Origin of the sequence: Treponema bryantii (assembly GCF_900113965.1) — a bacterium.
In the GTDB taxonomy this organism is placed as follows: Bacteria; Spirochaetota; Spirochaetia; order Treponematales; family Treponemataceae; genus Treponema_D; species Treponema_D bryantii_A.
The window spans coordinates 71,065-87,958 of the sequence record NZ_FORI01000011.1 but is presented as its reverse complement, the minus strand read 5'-3'; the positions used below and the strand labels follow the sequence as shown (position 1 = coordinate 87,958).

At 40.1% G+C, this 16,894-nt stretch carries 26 protein-coding genes and 1 pseudogene; 10 read left to right on the top strand and 17 right to left on the bottom strand.

Annotated elements, in window-relative coordinates; translation table 11 throughout:
• Nucleotides 1-9: 9 nt before the first annotated feature.
• On the bottom strand, nt 10-570 hold the full coding sequence (locus BM161_RS12910) for a TetR/AcrR family transcriptional regulator (RefSeq protein ID WP_074933345.1): 561 nt from the start codon (nt 568-570) through the stop codon (nt 10-12).
• A 133-nt stretch (nt 571-703) separates the two neighbouring features.
• Between BM161_RS12910 and BM161_RS12905 the strand changes: the two genes are divergently transcribed.
• A complete protein-coding gene (locus tag BM161_RS12905) occupies nt 704-1,312 on the top strand; it encodes a flavodoxin (protein WP_074933343.1) in 609 nt (202 codons plus the stop codon).
• Nucleotides 1,275-1,667 (top strand): YbaK/EbsC family protein, encoded by a 393-nt coding sequence (locus BM161_RS12900; RefSeq protein WP_083425802.1) that lies wholly within the window; start codon nt 1,275-1,277, stop codon nt 1,665-1,667. The genes BM161_RS12905 and BM161_RS12900 overlap by 38 nt, the downstream gene beginning before the upstream one ends.
• 16 nt (nt 1,668-1,683) lie before the next feature.
• On the opposite strand, the gene BM161_RS12895 is transcribed toward BM161_RS12900, so the two are convergent.
• From BM161_RS12895 to BM161_RS12885, 3 genes are read right to left on the bottom strand one after another with little or no spacing between them, the layout of a single operon-like run.
• Nucleotides 1,684-2,223, bottom strand: a complete 540-nt coding sequence (locus BM161_RS12895) for a DUF1697 domain-containing protein (protein WP_074933342.1) — start codon at nt 2,221-2,223, stop codon at nt 1,684-1,686.
• A 28-nt stretch (nt 2,224-2,251) separates the two neighbouring features.
• On the bottom strand, nt 2,252-2,683 hold the full coding sequence (locus tag BM161_RS12890) for a MarR family winged helix-turn-helix transcriptional regulator (protein ID WP_074933340.1): 432 nt from the start codon (nt 2,681-2,683) through the stop codon (nt 2,252-2,254).
• Nucleotides 2,680-3,729 carry an alpha/beta fold hydrolase gene (locus BM161_RS12885; protein WP_074933339.1) on the bottom strand — a complete coding sequence of 350 codons (1,050 nt, stop codon included), beginning with the start codon at nt 3,727-3,729 and terminating at the stop codon, nt 2,680-2,682. The genes BM161_RS12890 and BM161_RS12885 overlap by 4 nt, the downstream gene beginning before the upstream one ends.
• Before the next feature lie 153 nt (nt 3,730-3,882).
• Between BM161_RS12885 and BM161_RS12880 the strand changes: the two genes are divergently transcribed.
• Nucleotides 3,883-4,272, top strand: a complete 390-nt coding sequence (locus BM161_RS12880; RefSeq protein ID WP_074933338.1) for a ferritin family protein — start codon at nt 3,883-3,885, stop codon at nt 4,270-4,272.
• 140 nt (nt 4,273-4,412) lie between these two features.
• On the opposite strand, the gene BM161_RS14565 is transcribed toward BM161_RS12880, so the two are convergent.
• Nucleotides 4,413-4,529, bottom strand: coding sequence for a TetR-like C-terminal domain-containing protein (locus tag BM161_RS14565; RefSeq protein ID WP_177206248.1), 117 nt, complete (start codon nt 4,527-4,529; stop codon nt 4,413-4,415).
• An 84-nt stretch (nt 4,530-4,613) separates the two neighbouring features.
• On the opposite strand from BM161_RS14565, the gene BM161_RS12870 reads away from it, so the two are divergent.
• Nucleotides 4,614-5,168, top strand: coding sequence for a 2'-5' RNA ligase family protein (locus BM161_RS12870; protein WP_074933337.1), 555 nt, complete (start codon nt 4,614-4,616; stop codon nt 5,166-5,168).
• Here BM161_RS12870 and BM161_RS14560 read toward each other — a convergent pair.
• The 9 genes and pseudogenes from BM161_RS14560 to BM161_RS12825 all read right to left on the bottom strand — a co-directional run.
• Nucleotides 5,169-5,237, bottom strand: a pseudogene (locus BM161_RS14560) (FMN-binding protein); the annotation flags it as partial.
• 7 nt (nt 5,238-5,244) lie between these two features.
• Entirely contained in the window at nt 5,245-5,769 is a 525-nt protein-coding gene (locus BM161_RS12860; RefSeq protein ID WP_074933335.1) for a flavodoxin domain-containing protein, read from the bottom strand.
• A gap of 10 nt (nt 5,770-5,779) precedes the next feature.
• Nucleotides 5,780-6,274 (bottom strand): MarR family winged helix-turn-helix transcriptional regulator, encoded by a 495-nt coding sequence (locus tag BM161_RS12855; RefSeq protein WP_074933378.1) that lies wholly within the window; start codon nt 6,272-6,274, stop codon nt 5,780-5,782.
• Between the two features lie 90 nt (nt 6,275-6,364).
• A complete protein-coding gene (locus BM161_RS12850) occupies nt 6,365-6,784 on the bottom strand; it encodes a type II toxin-antitoxin system VapC family toxin (RefSeq protein ID WP_074933333.1) in 420 nt (139 codons plus the stop codon).
• Nucleotides 6,777-7,025 carry a DUF6364 family protein gene (locus BM161_RS12845; RefSeq protein WP_074933331.1) on the bottom strand — a complete coding sequence of 83 codons (249 nt, stop codon included), beginning with the start codon at nt 7,023-7,025 and terminating at the stop codon, nt 6,777-6,779. The genes BM161_RS12850 and BM161_RS12845 overlap by 8 nt, the downstream gene beginning before the upstream one ends.
• Nucleotides 7,026-7,076: 51 nt before the next feature.
• Entirely contained in the window at nt 7,077-7,586 is a 510-nt protein-coding gene (locus tag BM161_RS12840) for a GNAT family N-acetyltransferase (RefSeq protein WP_074933329.1), read from the bottom strand.
• A gap of 2 nt (nt 7,587-7,588) precedes the next feature.
• Nucleotides 7,589-8,254 carry a nucleotidyltransferase domain-containing protein gene (locus BM161_RS12835; protein ID WP_074933327.1) on the bottom strand — a complete coding sequence of 222 codons (666 nt, stop codon included), beginning with the start codon at nt 8,252-8,254 and terminating at the stop codon, nt 7,589-7,591.
• A gap of 36 nt (nt 8,255-8,290) precedes the next feature.
• Nucleotides 8,291-8,902, bottom strand: coding sequence for an LURP-one-related/scramblase family protein (locus BM161_RS12830; protein ID WP_074933325.1), 612 nt, complete (start codon nt 8,900-8,902; stop codon nt 8,291-8,293).
• 34 nt (nt 8,903-8,936) lie between these two features.
• Entirely contained in the window at nt 8,937-9,581 is a 645-nt protein-coding gene (locus tag BM161_RS12825; protein WP_074933323.1) for a hypothetical protein, read from the bottom strand.
• A gap of 137 nt (nt 9,582-9,718) precedes the next feature.
• Between BM161_RS12825 and BM161_RS12820 the strand changes: the two genes are divergently transcribed.
• The 3 genes from BM161_RS12820 (at nt 9,719) to BM161_RS14485 (ending at nt 11,844) form a co-directional block, all read left to right on the top strand.
• Entirely contained in the window at nt 9,719-10,210 is a 492-nt protein-coding gene (locus BM161_RS12820; protein ID WP_074933321.1) for an AAA family ATPase, read from the top strand.
• A gap of 167 nt (nt 10,211-10,377) precedes the next feature.
• Complete coding sequence (locus BM161_RS14490; protein ID WP_218150258.1) at nt 10,378-11,220, top strand: proline-rich domain-containing protein; 843 nt, start codon at nt 10,378-10,380, stop codon at nt 11,218-11,220.
• A 45-nt stretch (nt 11,221-11,265) separates the two neighbouring features.
• Nucleotides 11,266-11,844, top strand: a complete 579-nt coding sequence (locus BM161_RS14485; protein WP_218150257.1) for a hypothetical protein — start codon at nt 11,266-11,268, stop codon at nt 11,842-11,844.
• A 125-nt stretch (nt 11,845-11,969) separates the two neighbouring features.
• Here BM161_RS14485 and gpmA read toward each other — a convergent pair whose 3' ends face one another.
• Nucleotides 11,970-12,716, bottom strand: coding sequence for a 2,3-diphosphoglycerate-dependent phosphoglycerate mutase (gpmA, locus tag BM161_RS12810; protein WP_074933319.1), 747 nt, complete (start codon nt 12,714-12,716; stop codon nt 11,970-11,972).
• A 121-nt stretch (nt 12,717-12,837) separates the two neighbouring features.
• Here gpmA and BM161_RS12805 point away from each other — a divergent pair, with 121 nt between their 5' ends.
• Together BM161_RS12805 and BM161_RS12800 are read left to right on the top strand one after the other, a co-directional pair.
• Nucleotides 12,838-13,257: a flavodoxin gene (locus BM161_RS12805; protein ID WP_074933318.1), complete on the top strand. Its 420-nt coding sequence runs from the start codon at nt 12,838-12,840 to the stop codon at nt 13,255-13,257.
• 39 nt (nt 13,258-13,296) lie between these two features.
• On the top strand, nt 13,297-13,905 hold the full coding sequence (locus tag BM161_RS12800) for a DUF3793 family protein (protein WP_083425801.1): 609 nt from the start codon (nt 13,297-13,299) through the stop codon (nt 13,903-13,905).
• A gap of 67 nt (nt 13,906-13,972) precedes the next feature.
• Here BM161_RS12800 and eno read toward each other — a convergent pair whose 3' ends face one another.
• Nucleotides 13,973-15,292 carry a phosphopyruvate hydratase gene (gene eno / locus BM161_RS12795; protein WP_074933314.1) on the bottom strand — a complete coding sequence of 440 codons (1,320 nt, stop codon included), beginning with the start codon at nt 15,290-15,292 and terminating at the stop codon, nt 13,973-13,975.
• Nucleotides 15,293-15,466: 174 nt separating this feature from the next.
• Between eno and BM161_RS12790 the strand changes: the two genes are divergently transcribed.
• A complete protein-coding gene (locus BM161_RS12790; RefSeq protein WP_074933312.1) occupies nt 15,467-15,979 on the top strand; it encodes an HXXEE domain-containing protein in 513 nt (170 codons plus the stop codon).
• Here the strand turns inward: BM161_RS12790 and BM161_RS12785 are convergent.
• Nucleotides 15,976-16,584: a manganese efflux pump MntP gene (locus BM161_RS12785; protein ID WP_074933311.1), complete on the bottom strand. Its 609-nt coding sequence runs from the start codon at nt 16,582-16,584 to the stop codon at nt 15,976-15,978. The genes BM161_RS12790 and BM161_RS12785 overlap by 4 nt on opposite strands.
• Nucleotides 16,585-16,894 lie beyond the last annotated feature (310 nt).

Below are 16,894 nucleotides of genomic sequence, written 5' to 3'. Positions count from 1 at the left end.
GCCTTTTCCTTATTTAGCGTATCCCTTCATCCCTTTTTCCAGAAGTGTCGTCGCAAGCTCAATCATTTCTTCCATAGGAATCTTGCGGCCATCGGCGACCCACTGGCGGTAAAGTAGAACTACGCAGTTATTAAAAGTCAAAAGAATGTTTCGCACGCTCTGCTCTATTCCTTTCAGCGGACGAGATTCCGCCGCCTGCTTTGTAACACGATTCTGCATTCTTTCGCGGATATAGTCAAAACGGCTGTCGCAGGTCACACGCTTGAAAAAATCATCCTGAGCTTCCATGTATTCAAAAAAGGCCCGCACAAGTTTTCCGGTTTCCTTGAGCTGATCAATTCCCGAAACAATCGCGCTGTATTCGCTGGAATGCTTAGCCTGGATCTCCGCAAGCACATCATCCACACAATTATAATGAAGATAAAATGTATTGCGGTTTATTCTAGCCGCCTCAGTAATCGCCTTTACTGTGATTTTTTCATAAGGCAGTTCACAGACCATCTGCTTAAAAACCGTCTGAATTGCTTCCTTTGTGCGGATAATGCGCGGGTCGAGTTTCTCTTCAGCCATCTTTCCTCCGGAAAAGCCTGTTTAATAGGCATATTTGCAACATCTGTCGTTTAAACGACATTATACCATAACCTGTTCTTAATAAAAAGACATGTGTCGCTTATAATTAAGATGTAAGAAGGAGGAAGTACTGATGAAACTAAGATCAGTTTTTACAATCCTGATGGCAGCAGTCTGCCTTGCAGGTTCGCTATTCGCACAAAACAAAACTTCAAACTCAAAGGAGACTAAAATGGGAAAATCACTGGTAGTTTATTTTTCGCTTGCAGGCGATCAGTATAACGTTGGAATTATAAAAGAAGGAAACACTTCAATCATCGCAAAGTTCATTGCAGAAGAAACAGGCTCAGAGCTTTTTGAACTTGAAACTCAAAAGCCTTATCCGACCGACAGCTACAGCCGCCTGACTCAGATTGCAAAAGACGAGCAGAACAAAAAAGCCCGCCCTGCCCTCAAAGCTGATATCGACATCACCGCATACGACACAATCTACATCGGATACCCGAACTGGTGGGGAGACATGCCAATGCCAGTTTACACATTTCTCGAAGCCCACAACTGGAGCGGAAAAACAATCATTCCATTCTGTACCCACGAAGGAAGCGGACTGGCCGGAACAGGAAGCAAGATTCGTTCAACCTGTAAAGGCGCCACTGTAGAAAAAGGCCTTGCCGTTCAGGGAAAGGTAGCCCAGACCAACAGAAGTGCCGCTAAAAAAGCAGTACAAGATTGGCTGTTCTGAGGCGGAGATTGCAAAGACGCTTTCATTTATTGTGGATGAAAAACCTGTTATCGTAGTAATGGCTGGTGATGGCCGTGTAAACTCGTCAAAGTTCAAAGCTCTCTTTCATACAAAACCAAGCATGATTCAGCGAGACCAGGTTGAAGCAATCACAGGTTTTGCTCCCGGCGGAGTCTGCCCTTTCAATGTTCCAAAAGAAATTCCCGTATGGCTCGATGTTTCAATGAAAAGATTTGAATACGTTCATCCAGCAGGCGGAAACTCATTTACTTCGGTAAAACTAACTCCCTCTGAACTGGAAGAAGTATCAGGCGCCACCGGCTGGTGTGATGTCTGTAAGGGCTGGGAAGAATAGAAGAAAAAGCCAGATTTTACAACTCCGCAATCTTTCGAAGCGTGTTTGCAGTCCTAATTGTAATCATTTCCCCGATGCCAGGAGTCGCAGTCTTTTTCCACCAGTTGGCCTTTGCATATAGTTTTCGGTCAAAAGACCAGAATGCCGCATTTCCGCAAATTTGGACTTTTTCTAGTTCTGCAGACGGCTCCCCGATTTTATCGGCCACTGTTTCAATACTATGTGGAGCAATTGCAAAAATCAGATTGTCATAAATATCTTTGCTGTCACTTCCCCACCAGGACGGTGCTTTTGAAAGAAGACATTTCAATTCATCCTGAGAAATTACAAAAACTGGAATCTCAAGATGAAAAGTTTCTAAGATGATTGTACTAATTCTTTCTGCAAGTTTTACAGCATCCGGCTCATCATCAGAAAAAAGCACATTACCGCTGTTCAGATATGTTTTTACATCTGCAAAACCTTTTTCGCCAAGGGCAGTTTTCAGTTCAGGCATGGAGATTTTATTTTTCCCACTGATATTTATTCCACGAAGTAAGGCGATATATCTTGTCATTTTAATTTTCCTATTTCCGTTTCTTCACTCAAAGCACTGCATCTACAGAATTCTTTGCACAAGTCTCAAGAACAGAAAAAAAGATTTCTGCGTTTTTCTGGGAACACCCTTTTAAAAGTGCAGAAAGTCTTTCTTCATTTGCAGAATTGACCATTCCATATAGTTTTTTTCCATTATCTGAAAGTTCCAGAATTTTTTTTCGAGAATCGTTTTTATCTCTGCTAACTAGCACGAAGCCGCATTCTTCCATTTTTCTTATTGACCTTGCCACTGCAGCCCTGTCTATATGCAAATTCAGAGAAATATCTTCCTGACTGCAACCTGAATTTACAGCAATATTACATAAAAAAATGCTGTCTGCAAAAGTCAGCTGACTTTCTTTTAGAAGCTCATTTATAAACTGAACATATTCACGGTATATAATTCCAAAGTTGGTCAGATTAGAGCTTTTAAATATCATTTTATGCCTCCAAAAAAATCTATCACTGTCTTTGAAAAAAGTTCCGGAGCTTCAAGATTTGTTACATGACCGCAGTCAAATTTTATATACTGGCAGTCTGGAATCAGCTGACAGGCTTTTTCTGCCATTTCCTTTGACATTGCCCCATTCAAAGTTCCATCTTCAAGATAATCAAAATCTGCCTGAATTAAAAGAACCGGACATTGGATTTTCTGTAAATATTCTTCATGACTAAAATCCTTGTTCCAGTCCCCCGTATAAAAAGCCCTTCCAAAAGCGGGGTTATACATATCAAGTCCGCGAAGCATTTCCTGAACAGAAGGGCCCTTTCCACTGAAATCCACAGGTTTATTTGGATGAAAAAATCTGTACAGCTTTACGTAACTTTTTACCTTTTTCTGACCGTTCTTTCCAGCATAAGTTTCAAAAAACTGCTTACCGTTATCAACCCAATACATAAGAAAATCCTCTGTCTGATTATTTTCAACCGCATTATAACTCATGGTAAAAGCTTTATTTGCAACAGTTTTCTGCACCACCGGATATTCTGAAGAAAACAAAGGAGGATCTTCAAGAACCGCACCTGCAATTAAATCCGGTCGATGAGAACACAGCCATATTGCCAGTAGCCCTCCAGAAGAATTTCCGGTTACAAAAATCTTTTGTTCTTTTCCAACGCAAACCTCTTCAATAAACAATGCAAGGTCTGAACCAATCTGATTTGCTGTCATTTCATAATCTGTAGGAAGAACTGTTTTACCATGCCCGGGGTAATCTACTGCAAAAACATGAAAATTCTTACTTAATTCAGGCAGAACAAGATGATAGGTATACCAATCCAAAAGTTGAGCATGAAGCATGAGAAGAACAGGGCCGTTATCAGGACCTTCTGCATAATTAAAAATGACATTTCCTACTGAAGCCTGTTTTTCAAATATTCCGTTTTTATTCAAAGCTTTAATTTGTTTTGAGGCAGAAGCCGAAAGTGTAAAAACAAAATTAAAAAAGATACAAAAAGTGATGAAGATTTTCTTTAATCTGTTCATAGTTATTCTCCTGTCAATTATACTTGACTGTGTCAACTATTTATAATTATTTTACTTGACTCTGTCAAGTATTTAGCTTTTATTTATCTCCTTTACTCTTCTTTTAATGAATAAATCCCCGATTTATGATAAAATGCCGCGTAAGGAACTTTTATGGAAATCAACAAAAAAGATATGAAAATCCTACTCAAAGCCCAGCAGGGAGAACTGGATGCTGTTCTCATGTACAACGCTCTGGCCGAAGTTGCAAAACACCAGAAGGACAAGGACACCTTCCGTCAGCTTGCAAAGGAAGAAGGCCACCATGCATCAGTTTTTCATAAGCTGACTCAAACAGAACTTACTCCAAAGCACACAAAAGAAATTCTCCTTCACCTACTCTACCGCATCTTCCCAAGATGGATTTTATATCCTGCAATCGCACAGGGTGAATATGCTGCCGTAAAAACTTATGCTCCGGTAGCCGAAAAGTTCCCGGAAGTTGAAAGCGTAAAAAATGACGAAAAACGTCACGGAGATACGGTGAAAGGGCTTTTGCAATAAAAAGAGATTTAGGCTTTCTTGGTTTTCTTTTCCGGAAGTTCAGCATACATACCTTCCAGAAGTTCCTGAATCAGAGCCTTATCATCAAAACTATCAAATACATGCAGCAATAAACTTCATCTCTTCTGTATGTCCCATAACTAGCGGAACTTAATCATCTTCTGATAATTTTCTACAACTTCTTTCGGGGGCATTTTCATGTCGGAATTAATCCACCATTTGATTGTTTCGCAAAAGCTCCCGGTAAAAAATTGCAGAGCAAAGGCTTTAAGTCATTAATCTTATAAATTCCGATGAGGCTAGATTGAAATTGTCGCTGCTATCGTTATAGAATAGTAAATATGTTTGATTCTTCTCTGATTACCTATGCCGTGTCTCTTCACTTTTCGCAAAAAGTAAATGATATTGTTATCTCAACCTTACAAGCCATTGCGGATGAAACCGGAAACCGTTTTATGATTGAAAATAAAATTCCGCCGCATATTACAATCGGGGCCTTTCATGCTGCCAGGGAAGAAGAAGCAAAACTGCTGCAGCTTGTAGAAGACTTTGCGCAAGAGCAGAAGGCTGGCTCTGTACAATTCAGTGAGGTTGGCAATTTCAATGGCAAAGTACTTTTTTTGCAGCCAGAAAAGAATAACTTTCTTTCCGAAATTAACAAGAAACTTCATACTCTTCTGCTTCCGGAATTTGAAAAAGCAGAAAACGGCTACTATCTGCCGGATATCTGGTTTCCACACACAACCCTTGCAACAAGATTGAATCAGAGCCAGTTTTCCGCAGCAGAAGAAATCGCAAAAAAAATCTCGCTGCCACTAGAAGCTGCTATAGAAGAGCTTGCAGTTTACCAGTGTTCACCATTTTTAGAATTGAAGAAATTCGGATTGAGCAGATAATTAGCGCAAAGCCTTATTCACAGCATTCTTTATTATTCCGCTGGAAACTGTTGCTCCGCTGACTGCATCTTTTTCATTACTTCAACTCCGCAAGAATTGGTTCGATGTACTTTTTGTCAGAAATGTCGTAGGAATGAGAAATCATCTGGGCCATGTCTTTATCTTTCTCTGTAGCATCTTTTTTTAAAGTAAGGGATTTTGCCAGCATCTTCATTGCAAAACGGGAAAGAAAATTCATTTTGTCATAATTCAGGCCGCCCGGACAATAAAAGGTCTTAACACCTTTCCATTCTTCAGCCGAAAAATTTCTTTCCATTGCAAGAGGTATATCAGGACTTTCTGCAGGGCTTGCACCAACCATATAAACCATAATTTTTTTACTTTCAGAAGAAAGTGCTGTAATCTGATTTTTAAACCACTTAAGTTTCGTAACTCCCCCAGCCATGCACCAGCCGCCGAAAATAATTGCATCATAATCAGAAAGTTTGATTTTTTTAGTCTGCTTAAAATCTACGCATTCTGCCCCACTCGCCTCGCTGATCCATTCTGCGTACCTTTTTGTAAAGCCAGTCTGACTTGTGTAAATTACGATTGTTTTCATTTTGATCCTCCTAAGCTTGAATGCCTGCGACACCGGTCACCCCGCCAGTCGCTCCTGTTAGATTTTTTTCCATTCTGGAAATTATTTGAAATACATTTTTGATTTCATCATCAGAAATACCCTCATATAAAAGCTTCAAAAAATCCATCTCTTTATTCTGATATTTTTTTGCAAGTCTTTTTTGCTTTGATGTCAGATAAATCCGCTGCTTGCGTTTATCATTATAATCCTGCTTCAGAACAAGAATTTCTTTTTTTACAAGAGCATTGAGAATCTCTTTTACGTTCTGTCTGGAACAGCCCATTGTTTCGGCAAGGTCATTGGCAGTCGGTGCCTCTTTTGAATAGAGATTCATACAAGCGAGGAGAAACCACTGCTTACAGGTTATCTCTTCATAAAAAGAATCCCCTGCTGCCTGCAGTCTGTTCATAAAAGCAAAGAGAAGCCCGAACAATCCAAACTGAGGCGGCATCATATTAAGAATCTGTTCATTTATTATCTGCATATATGCAATATATTGCATATTATTATAAATGTCAATTTTTTTTCATGAAATAACGCTTACAGGCTAGGATTTTTTCATCACAATCTTTAATCAAATCAACCCGTTAGAAACAAGAAAAGTTTCCGGCGTTTGTACTATTTGTGATGCATTTTTGTAATCACGAAGGTTGCGGGTCAAAAGGATATTGATGCCATTTTCCTGTGAAGTATAATATTGAATGGCATCTTCAAAATCTGCAAAGTCTGAATTGAGGGCTTTGTCTACAACTGCTTCTGATGAATCTATTATATGAACAAGAACTCTTAATTTTCGCAGAGCTTTTTTTGCTTCTTCATTTCCCAGCTGTTTTCGCAGAATGTAAAAGGTATTGGCAAAAATCAGCGGACTTGTATAAAGCTCAAGTTTTTTCATTTCGGCAAAAGTGAAAAGAACTGCAGAAAAGTGGAAGTGCGGCAAGCGCCTTGCAAGCAGGTCAAGAATTACGTCTGTATCTACAAAAACCTTATTCATATTTTTGGTCCAGGTATGAAGCATAATCAGCTTTGTAATCGTAATTTTCGTCCAGCTGAATAATCCCCGAAAGTTCGTTTACAAGAGGACTGTATTTGAACTCCCCCTCCTGCTGCTGGAGTGTAAGCCCGTCAAAAAAATCTTCAACAATAGCCGAAAGCGAAGTTCCTATAGAAGAAACATACTTCTTTGCACGAGAGATTGAATCGTCTTTTAATTTTAGAGTTAGTTTTGTGTCCATGACAGCACTCTTATACGTATATAATAATATTCTTTGTACGTACTGTCAAATTTAATTATTCCAGAGGACTTTGATGATTTGCGCTTCTTTCCCCTGATAATTTCCAGGGCCCTGATAGATTTGGGTGAATCCGCATTTTTCAAGGACACGCACAGAGGCAAGATTTTCTGCAAGGCAGATTCCGTAAACTTCTTTGATATTGAGTTTTTTGGCCATGGCAGGAAGAAAGGCTTTTACAGCTTCTGTGGCGTAGCCCTTGCCGGTAAAGTCTTTTGCAATGTGATAGCCGATTTCCCAAGTTCCTTCGTCGAGTTTGCAAAGCTGAACATAGCCGATATTTTTTCCTTCGTAATTTGTGATTACAGGATATACAAATGGGTCGTCTGCGCTGTCATATCGTGACATCAAAAACTCAATTGCCTCGTGGGCTTCTTCAACAGAATCATAAACTTCATCCGGCAAAAAACGTCTGGTGTCTTCGTCCTGGGAATTTTCATAAATGCTCTGGGCCATATCTGGGGAGAATCTTGTTATTGTAAGGCGTTCAGTTTTAATTTGCATTCCTACTCTATCCTTGCAAATGCCTTCTGGCACCATGCGACAACAGACTCATAAGTTTTTTCAAAATCATAATCATCAGGCAGTTCCGGAATACAAAGCATTTCACGGTCCTGTGCCGATACGGTTGCCTTCAAGTCGCTCTTCTTCAAAAGAAAATTTCCACTTTCTAAATAATGAAGATTCTGAATTACAAAGTACAACTGCTTGCAGCTTGCGCGAAGTTTGTTGCGGCTTTTTTCTTGGCCACCATGAATGTAGCGGTGACAGATTTCGTGATAAAAATTCCCAAGGCTGATTTTTACATAATTGACTTCATCTTGTCTTATCGCAGGAGGAAGAAGATTTTCAAGTTTGCCGAATAAATCTTTTGTCGTATATTTCAGCTGTACCGCTTCAAGAGGATTCCAGTTTGCTAAATCTTCCTTACCACAAATAAAACCACATGATTTTTCGTACCAGCCGATTTCTTTGAGGATTCCACGGTAAGTTTTCATATCTTCAACTGAAAATCCATCCAGCACAATCATCACATCAATATCGCTGTTTTCCGTTGCTTCACCACGAAGCCAGCTTCCCTGCAGGCCCGCATACACAAGCCTGCCACCAAAAGCTTCTTTGCATCGCAAAATCAGTTTTTCCAGATAGTTATCAATATTAAAGCATTCCATAATACATACCTTGCATTAATTTTTCATAAACTTTTATTAATTTCCTGATGACGAGCCACCTGAAGAACTGCCACCTCCACTGCTGCTTTGTCTGTCGCGAATCATATGCTGCAAAGCTACAAGAATTGCAACGATAATTTTTTCGTGCTCTTTTTTGTAAATATCAACGCACCACTTGTCGTGGATTGAAAACATCTTTTGTGCAATTACTGCTATAACTTCATCCGAACTGTCATAAATCTCAAAGTTTAATCCAAGAAGATTTCCTCTGAGCTGCCAGCCAAGACCTTCAATATTTGTAATATCTTTTATAATGTGAAAAATCTCATTAGAAAGCTGGAATTCCTTTCCGTCGTCCATAACAACAAACCGTCTTTCATGCAGACTGAAAAGTTTGCGTCTTATGTTTGCTACATGTTCACCATCTGCAGTATAAATATCAGTTGTATCATGAAGAGTAAGAATCTTGGTATCTGCTTTATAAAGAATCTTTTCTGAAGCATCCATAACATCAATATGATGATGAAGGGTAAAAACCTTTGTACTTGTAAAAAGCGATGAAGCCGGAGCTCCAAATCTTTCAACATTATTTACATTTGCATTTTCTCCGGCATTACGATATCTGTGAATTTTAGAAAAGACTCCCATTTTGTTTTCTCCTTTTAGTTACTTTTTTATATTATTATAATTTTTTCGCTTTCAAAAATATTCCAAGTATCAGCATATAGCACACAGTCTTAGGCAGCATGAGCATTCCAAGCAGAGGAAGAAGAGATGCAAAAACTGCTACAGGGATGTAGAAAAGAAAAGACAGACTAACATACAACCACATTCTTTTGAAAAGCGGATTTTCCCTGCGAGTCTTGAAGTAGATAATCACAATCAGAATTCCAATTGCAATGAATGGGATATTTCTGAGACAGCCCCAAAGAACGGAGCCCTCGCCTGTGAGCCAGTGATTTCCCGGTAAGAAACAGATAAAAATTCGGCAGGCAGTCAGCAGCCAGAGACAAATGGCCATTGATTTTTTCTTGCCTTCTTCCCAATTAAAAAGCTTTGTATGCAGGAAAAAAATCAGCATATAAAAGAAGGTCATTGTGATTGATGTTACAAGTTTGCCAAATCCCAGCCAGGCTGTAAAATCACTTTCGATAAAATAGTTGAAAACCCGCGGTACCAGATGAAAAGCATCGCCACACCCAAGAATCAAAGCAGCGCTTCCCATCAGCTTACCAATACTGTCCCGGCGGTTTGCTAAAATCACAATTCCAGAAATTATTGCAAACAGAAGATAAATAATGTCAAAAGTTGATTCACCGTATTTCATTATGGCCTCCACAATTATTTTAATACACAACATTAAAATTATGAAGATAAAGTTAATAGAAAAAATGCAAGACCCGTGCTATCATAATATACGGAACTTTGAGACGCATATAATTCTGACTTTGAACAATAAACTATATGAAAGTAATTATCTTAAACGGGCCGATGGGAGTTGGAAAAACTGCCGTTGGAAAATATATTGCAGAAGCTACTCCGGGAACAGCCTTTATTGATGGCGACTGGTGCCTTGACCTTCATCCTTTTATCGGGAATCACGAAACAAAAACCATGGCCGTGGACAATATTCTTCATATGATTGGAAATTACAAAAAGTGTTCCGAATGCAAAATGATTGTTCTTGTCTGGCTGATGGATCAGGCCTGGGTATATGACTCAGTTATTGAAGGAATCAAAAAGCTGGGACTGGAAATAAAATCTGTTACTCTAACCTGCAATAAGGCTACCCTAACCGACCGCTGGCAGAATGACAAAGTATGCCCATGGCGAACAGATGACTGGCTTAAACTCAGCACAGATTCACTCCCCTATTTTGATAAGCTGAACAATACGCTCGATACAAGTAATCTTTCGATTAAAGAAGTTGCTGAGAAAATAATGACAACAAAATAACAAAATGCCTTCTTGTTGAGCAGTGCATTTCCTCCTTTAAGTTCTAAGCATTTTCTCATAAAACTCTCATTGTAGATTCATGATGATTTGATAAATTGGCATTAAAGTATGCTTGTAAACTTAAATCACTGCGGGCACTGAAGAGCCCGTTTTCACAGGAGATATCTATGAAAATTGCAAAGAAGATTTTAATTTCACTTGTTGCAATCACTTTTATTTCAGCTGCAACAATTTCATGTAAAAGTTCAGACAAAAATTCAACAACTTCAAATCAAACACAGGAAGTCTCTAATCCTCCGGAAGGAACTCCACCAGAGGGTACACCACCTGACGGAAACTTCCCAGGAGGAACTCCCCCAGAAAAACCAAATGGGACACCTCCGGAAGGCGGATTTGGCGGAGGCTTCGGCGGCGGTCATGCCAGTGCAGATATCGATTATTCTGGTGCTGTAGAAATCTCTTCTAAAAAATCAGAAAAGGATGCAACTTATTCAACTTCTACAGTAGATCAAAGTGCCCTTCTTATTTCTACAAACGATAAGGTAGAGATTGTAAATCCGACAGTTTCTAAAAGCGGCGATTCAAACGGTGGAGATAACTGCAATTTCTACGGACTCAACGCTGCCGTTCTTGTAAAAGATGGAAGCACCACAACTATCACAGGCGGAACAATTTCTTCAAGCGCAAGCGGAGCAAATGGTGTATTCAGCTATGGTGGAAATGGCGGTAAAAACGGTGCAACTGGAGACGGAACAACTGTAATAATCAGCAATACAAAAATCACGACTACTGGTGATGGTTCTGGCGGAATTATGACAGCAGGAGGTGGAATTACAAAAGCTTCTAATCTCGACATTACTACCAGCGGAAGATCATCAGCTGCAATCAGAACAGACCGTGGTGGTGGCGTAGTAACCGTAGACGGCGGAACATATACTTCAAACGGGCTTGGTTCTCCTGCAATTTATTCTACTGCAGACATCACAGTCTCAAATGCAACCCTTACATGAAATCTTTCAGAAGGCGTTTGCATCGAAGGAAAGAATTCCATTACTTTGAATAATTCAGACCTCACAGCAAACAACACAAAATGCAACGGCAATGCAACCTTCCTCGATACGATTATGATTTATCAGTCAATGTCGGGTGATGCAGACAGCGGAACTTCAAGCTTCACTATGAACGGCGGAAGTCTTACCAGCAAGAACGGACACATCTTCCACGTTACAAATACAAATGCAATTATCAATCTTAATGGCGTTACCTTGAAGAATGAAGATAGTGCAAACATTTTACTTTCAGTTTGTGCTGATGGATGGAAGGGCGCTTCAAATATTGCTACCCTTAATGCAAATAATCAAAAGCTGGAAGGCACACTGCTTGTTGGAAGTGATTCCACTCTTACCCTGAACCTTACTAATAATTCAAACTTCATTGGAAGTGTAAGCGGCGAAATCACAAACGCAAAGGGCAAAACTGTTTCATCAGATGTTGGAAACGTAACTGTAAAAATCGACAGCAGCAGTAGCTGGACTCTTACCAGCAACACTTACATAACAGCCCTGGATGGTAATTTATCACAAATCAACACAAACGGCTACAAACTGTATGTTAGTGGAAAACTGGTAAAGTAAAGAAATAAATGAAACAAGATCTAGAGCTCTCATGAACTCTAGATCTTGGCGCTGCCATCAAAGAATTCATCTGGAGAAGAATTATAAACGTTTGGAACGATAATCTGATTGTTCATTCCGGAACCTTATTTTTTCTTTCCCTGATTTGCAACTGCGTTCATTTTTGCAGCAATTGCTTCCTGGTCACCAAGGTAGTAGTGTTTGATTACCTTGAAGTTGTCATCGAACTCGTAAACAAGTGGAGTTCCAGTAGGGATATTTACTTCGAGGATTTCTTCCGGAGTGAGGTTGTCCAGATACTTTACAAGAGCGCGGAGGCTGTTGCCGTGGGCTGCGATAATTACGCGTTTTCCGGCCTTCATCTGTGGTTTGATTTCTTCGAGGAAGTAAGGAACTACGCGGGCAATTGTTGTTTCAAGGCTTTCGTTCTGCGGAAGGAAGCTTGGATCTACATCTCGGTACATTGCCTGATTCTTAGCTGAGCGAGGGTCGTTGTCTGCAAGTACCGGTGGCTTTACATCAAAAGAGCGGCGCCAGATTTTTACCTGATCCTCGCCAAACTTTTCTGCAGCTTCTGCCTTGTTCTTACCCTGAAGGTCACCGTAGTGGCGTTCATTCAGCTTCCAGGTTTTGATTACAGGAAGCCATTCTCTGTCCATTTCACACAGGATTCCATTAAGGGTGTGGATTGCACGCTTAAGATATGAGGTGTAGCAGATATCAAAATCATACCCTTCAGCCTTCAAAAGCTTGCCAGCAGTCGTTGCTTCTTCCCTACCCTTGTCTGATAACTCAACATCTGTCCAGCCTGTAAAAAGATTAAGCTTGTTCCATTCACTTTCGCCGTGACGGACTAATACTAATTTTGTCATTTAATGCCTCGAAAAAAAATTTTAAAATTTTATTAGTTAGTATTGACTAACTTGTAAATACAATATATATTCTCAATCAGTTAGTCAATACTAACATTAAAAAAACAAATGAGGTAAGTTTATGAAAGTAGCAGTTATATATGCCAGCACAACTGGTAATACAGAAGCAATGGCAAATGCAATAAATGAAGCTTGTAAGGCATCGGGTGCAGAAGTAATTTTTGGAACAGCAGACAGTGCAGATAAGGCAGCTGTTACAGCTTGTGATGTAATTCTTCTTGGAAGTCCTGCAATGGGCGATGAAGTTCTTGAAGACACAATGGAAGATTTTTATACAGGAATCGAAGGCTCTCTCAACGGAAAGAAAGTTGGAATCTTTGGTTCTTATGACTGGGGTGATGGTCAGTGGCTCCGCGACTGGAATGATCGCCTGACAAACGCTGGTGCAGTAAGTGCAGGAGAAGCTCTTATGGTTCACCTTACTCCGGAAGAAGCAGATGTAGAACAGTGCAAGGCTTGGGCTGCAGCTGCAATAAAATAGGCTCTTATAAAATAAATATATTTTTAGCCGCCTGGTTTTATGTCATGGCCAGGCGGCTTTTTTTTTGAGGATTTAAAAATGAGTTTTGATCAGATAATTATACGTTCAAGTTCGCCAACCTTTTGTAATATAAAACCCGGAAATATGTTCTTTGTCAAAAACGATTTTTTTTCTAAAAAAGATTTTAATGCATGGAAAGAAACTTTCTTTAGTTATGGCCTCATGACTTTTTCAAATCAGATATCAGAAACTTCGACAGCAATTCTTGTCCTGAATGTCTGCTGGACCAGAAAGATTTTAGCGGATGTATTTGTTCAGGCTTATTTATCAGAAAAGGGATATCATACAAGCAGTGTCTTTGATTTTGTAGAAGAACTGTTTTCTCGTATGATTGAAAATGAAGGCTTTCCTCATGAGGTAGGGGTAATCCTTGGATATCCTGTGGAAGATGTAATTGAGTTTGAAAATCACCAGGGGCACGATTGTAAATACTGTGGCTGCTGGAAATCTTATTCTGATGTAGACAAGGCCAGAGACTGTCACTGCAGATTTACTGAATGCAGCAGGCTGTGCAAAAAGTGGTACGACGAAGGCTATTCAATTAATCAGATTATTACAAAATATCAAATCTTAAAAACTGTAGCCTAAAAAAAACGCCCGAACTCAAGGAGCCCGGGCGTACATTATAATAGGACTTAAAAATCTTTAGACTGTATTATCTTAACTTTTTATACCCGTAGGTAGCAGCCTCCCCCAGCTCTTCTTCAATGCGAATCAGCTGATTATATTTAGCCATACGGTCTGTACGGCTCATAGATCCAGTCTTAATCTGACCTGAGTTTGTTGCAACTGCGATATCTGCAATTGTTGTGTCCTCAGTTTCGCCAGAGCGGTGACTTGTTACTGTTGTGTAGCCGTGGCGGTGTGCCATCTCAATTGCTTCGAGAGTTTCTGTAAGAGAACCAATCTGATTTACCTTGATAAGAATAGAGTTACCTGCTCCCATCTTAATTCCTTTTTCAAGGAACTTAACGTTAGTTACAAAGAGGTCATCGCCTACAAGCTGACAGCGGTCACCAATTCGGGCTGTAAGCTTTTTCCAGCCTTCCCAGTCATTTTCATCAAGACCGTCTTCGATCGAATCGATTGGATATTTTGTGATAAGCTCTTCAAGGTATGCAATCTGCTCGTCGTCTGAAAGTTCCTTTCCGTTTGGATCTTTTGGAGTTCCGTTTGAAAGCTGCTTGTAGTTGTAGAAGAACTTACCGTCGCGCTCAACGCTGAACTCGCTTGAGGCACAGTCCATGGCAATCTTAACATCCTTACCAGGCTTGTAGCCGGCATCTTTAATTGCCTTAACGATAGAATCAAGTGCGTCATCAATTCCATCAAACTTAGGAGCAAAACCACCTTCGTCACCTACGGCAGTTGAAAGTCCGCGCTTCTTCAAAAGCTTTGCAAGGGCGTGGAAAACTTCTGCTCCCATACGGATTGCTTCCTTTTCAGTTTTAGCACCAACCGGACGAATCATAAATTCCTGGAAGGCGATTGGAGCATCAGAGTGAGCACCACCGTTGATAATGTTCATCATTGGAACAGGAAGAACATGTGCATTTGCACCGCCAATGTAGCGGTAGAGTGGGATGTTGAGAGCCTTTGCTGCAGCCTGAGCTGTTGCAAGAGAAACGCCGAGAATAGCGTTTGCACCAAGCTTGCTCTTTGTAGGAGTGCCGTCGAGCTTGAGCATCTTCATATCGATTTTGCGCTGTTCAAAAACGTTGTATCCTTTGAGGGCTGGAGCGATAATCTTGTTTACATTTTCTACAGCCTTGAGAACACCTTTTCCACCGTAGCGGTCCTTATCACCATCGCGAAGTTCAAGAGCTTCGTTTTCACCTGTACTGGCTCCGCTTGGAACTGCGGCACGACCAAGTACTCCGTTTTCAAGAATTACATCTACTTCAACAGTAGGATTTCCGCGGGAATCAATTATTTCGCGGCCAATTACATCTGCAATTGCAACTTTGTTTAACATTGTAGTACCTCTTAATTAATTTGGTTAGTTTTGACTAACTTTTGCAAAAAGTATATAATATTGACAAAATTAAATCTACTACGTCATTGCGAGGAGCGTAGCGACGTGGCAATCCATATTACAATAGATTGCTTCGCTGCGCTCGCAATGACGAGGTTTTTTTATGGAGGTTCTATGAAAGAATACGTCTGGCTTTTTCCAATTATTTTTATGTTTCATGACATGGAAGAAATTATCGGCTTCAAATTCTTTTTACGACAGAATACCGTTGAACTCCAGCAGCGATTTCCTTTTATCCTCCGCCGTTACAAAGATTTTTCCACAGAAGGTTTTGCACTTGCCGTTTACGAAGAACTTATTTTGTGCATTGCAATTTCGACCATCGCATATTTTATAGACAGCAATTTTCTCTGGTACATCTGGCTGGGAGCCTTTCTGGGCTGTGACCTTCACTTTTTTATTCATTTGATTCAGGTAAGCATTTACCGCCGCTACATTCCGGCCTGCATCACAAGTTTGATCTGCCTTCCTGTAAACACTCTGATTATCTGCAAGTGTCTTTTGTGTATTGAAGATTCTGCAATCTTTACAGGAGCATTTATGGCACTCGGGGCAATCCTTGTTTTTGTAAATATTTTTATTGCCCAAAAGCTGATGGGCTGGTTTACAAAAAAAACAGCAAATTAAAAGAATATCCCTTTTACAAAAATCTCAATTCCGATTCCTACGAGGATTAGACCACCCGCCAGGGTTGCTTTTGCACCGAGTTTATCTCCTGCCTTTTTGCCAATCAAAAGTCCAGTCATGCAGATTGCGAAAGTCACGCCGGCGATAATAAGCGAGGCAACCAGGGCCATCAGCAATCCATAATCTGCAATTGTAAAGCCAACAGAAAGTGCATCAATCGAGGTTGCAACTCCCTGAATCATCAAGGTTGCGAATGTAAGTCTAGCCGCTGAGATTTCAAGTTCCCCAACCTCATCACATTCTTCTCCCCCATGCACCGCTTCCCAAATCATCTTGCCACCAATCCATAGCAACAGGGCCAGGGCAATCCAGGGAATCAAAACTTCAAACTTAGAAAAATATTCAACAATCGTGTGAACACAAATCCAGCCAATCATTGGCATTGCAAACTGGAAAAAAGCATAAACTCCCGCAATAAAACACATGCGGCTTTTTTTCATCTGAGATTCACTAAGGGCATTTGCAATTGAAACTGAAAATGCGTCCATGGCAAGTCCAACGCCAAGCAGAACGCTGTTTACAAAAAAGATAAGATTCCATTCCATAGTAAGAGTCCTTAATCATGAGTCTCGCTATTTAAGGCAAGCCAGGATCGAAGTGCCCGTCGGTAATTCAGATTCCAGTATGTTGACTTGTAACGCATCTGAAAGGACAGAAACGCCAGCTACTCCCCCATGGAAGAGATTTGAAATTGTTTTTAGATTATGACACAAGCGTGCATATCAGGTCAAGATTACACAGGAAAACAAAATTGCAGAATGGAGTATTTTTTGTTATTTGGAGTAGTGATTTTTTTATGCGATTTATATTATAATCTTGTTAGTACTTACTAACATGATTATTTATTAATGGAGG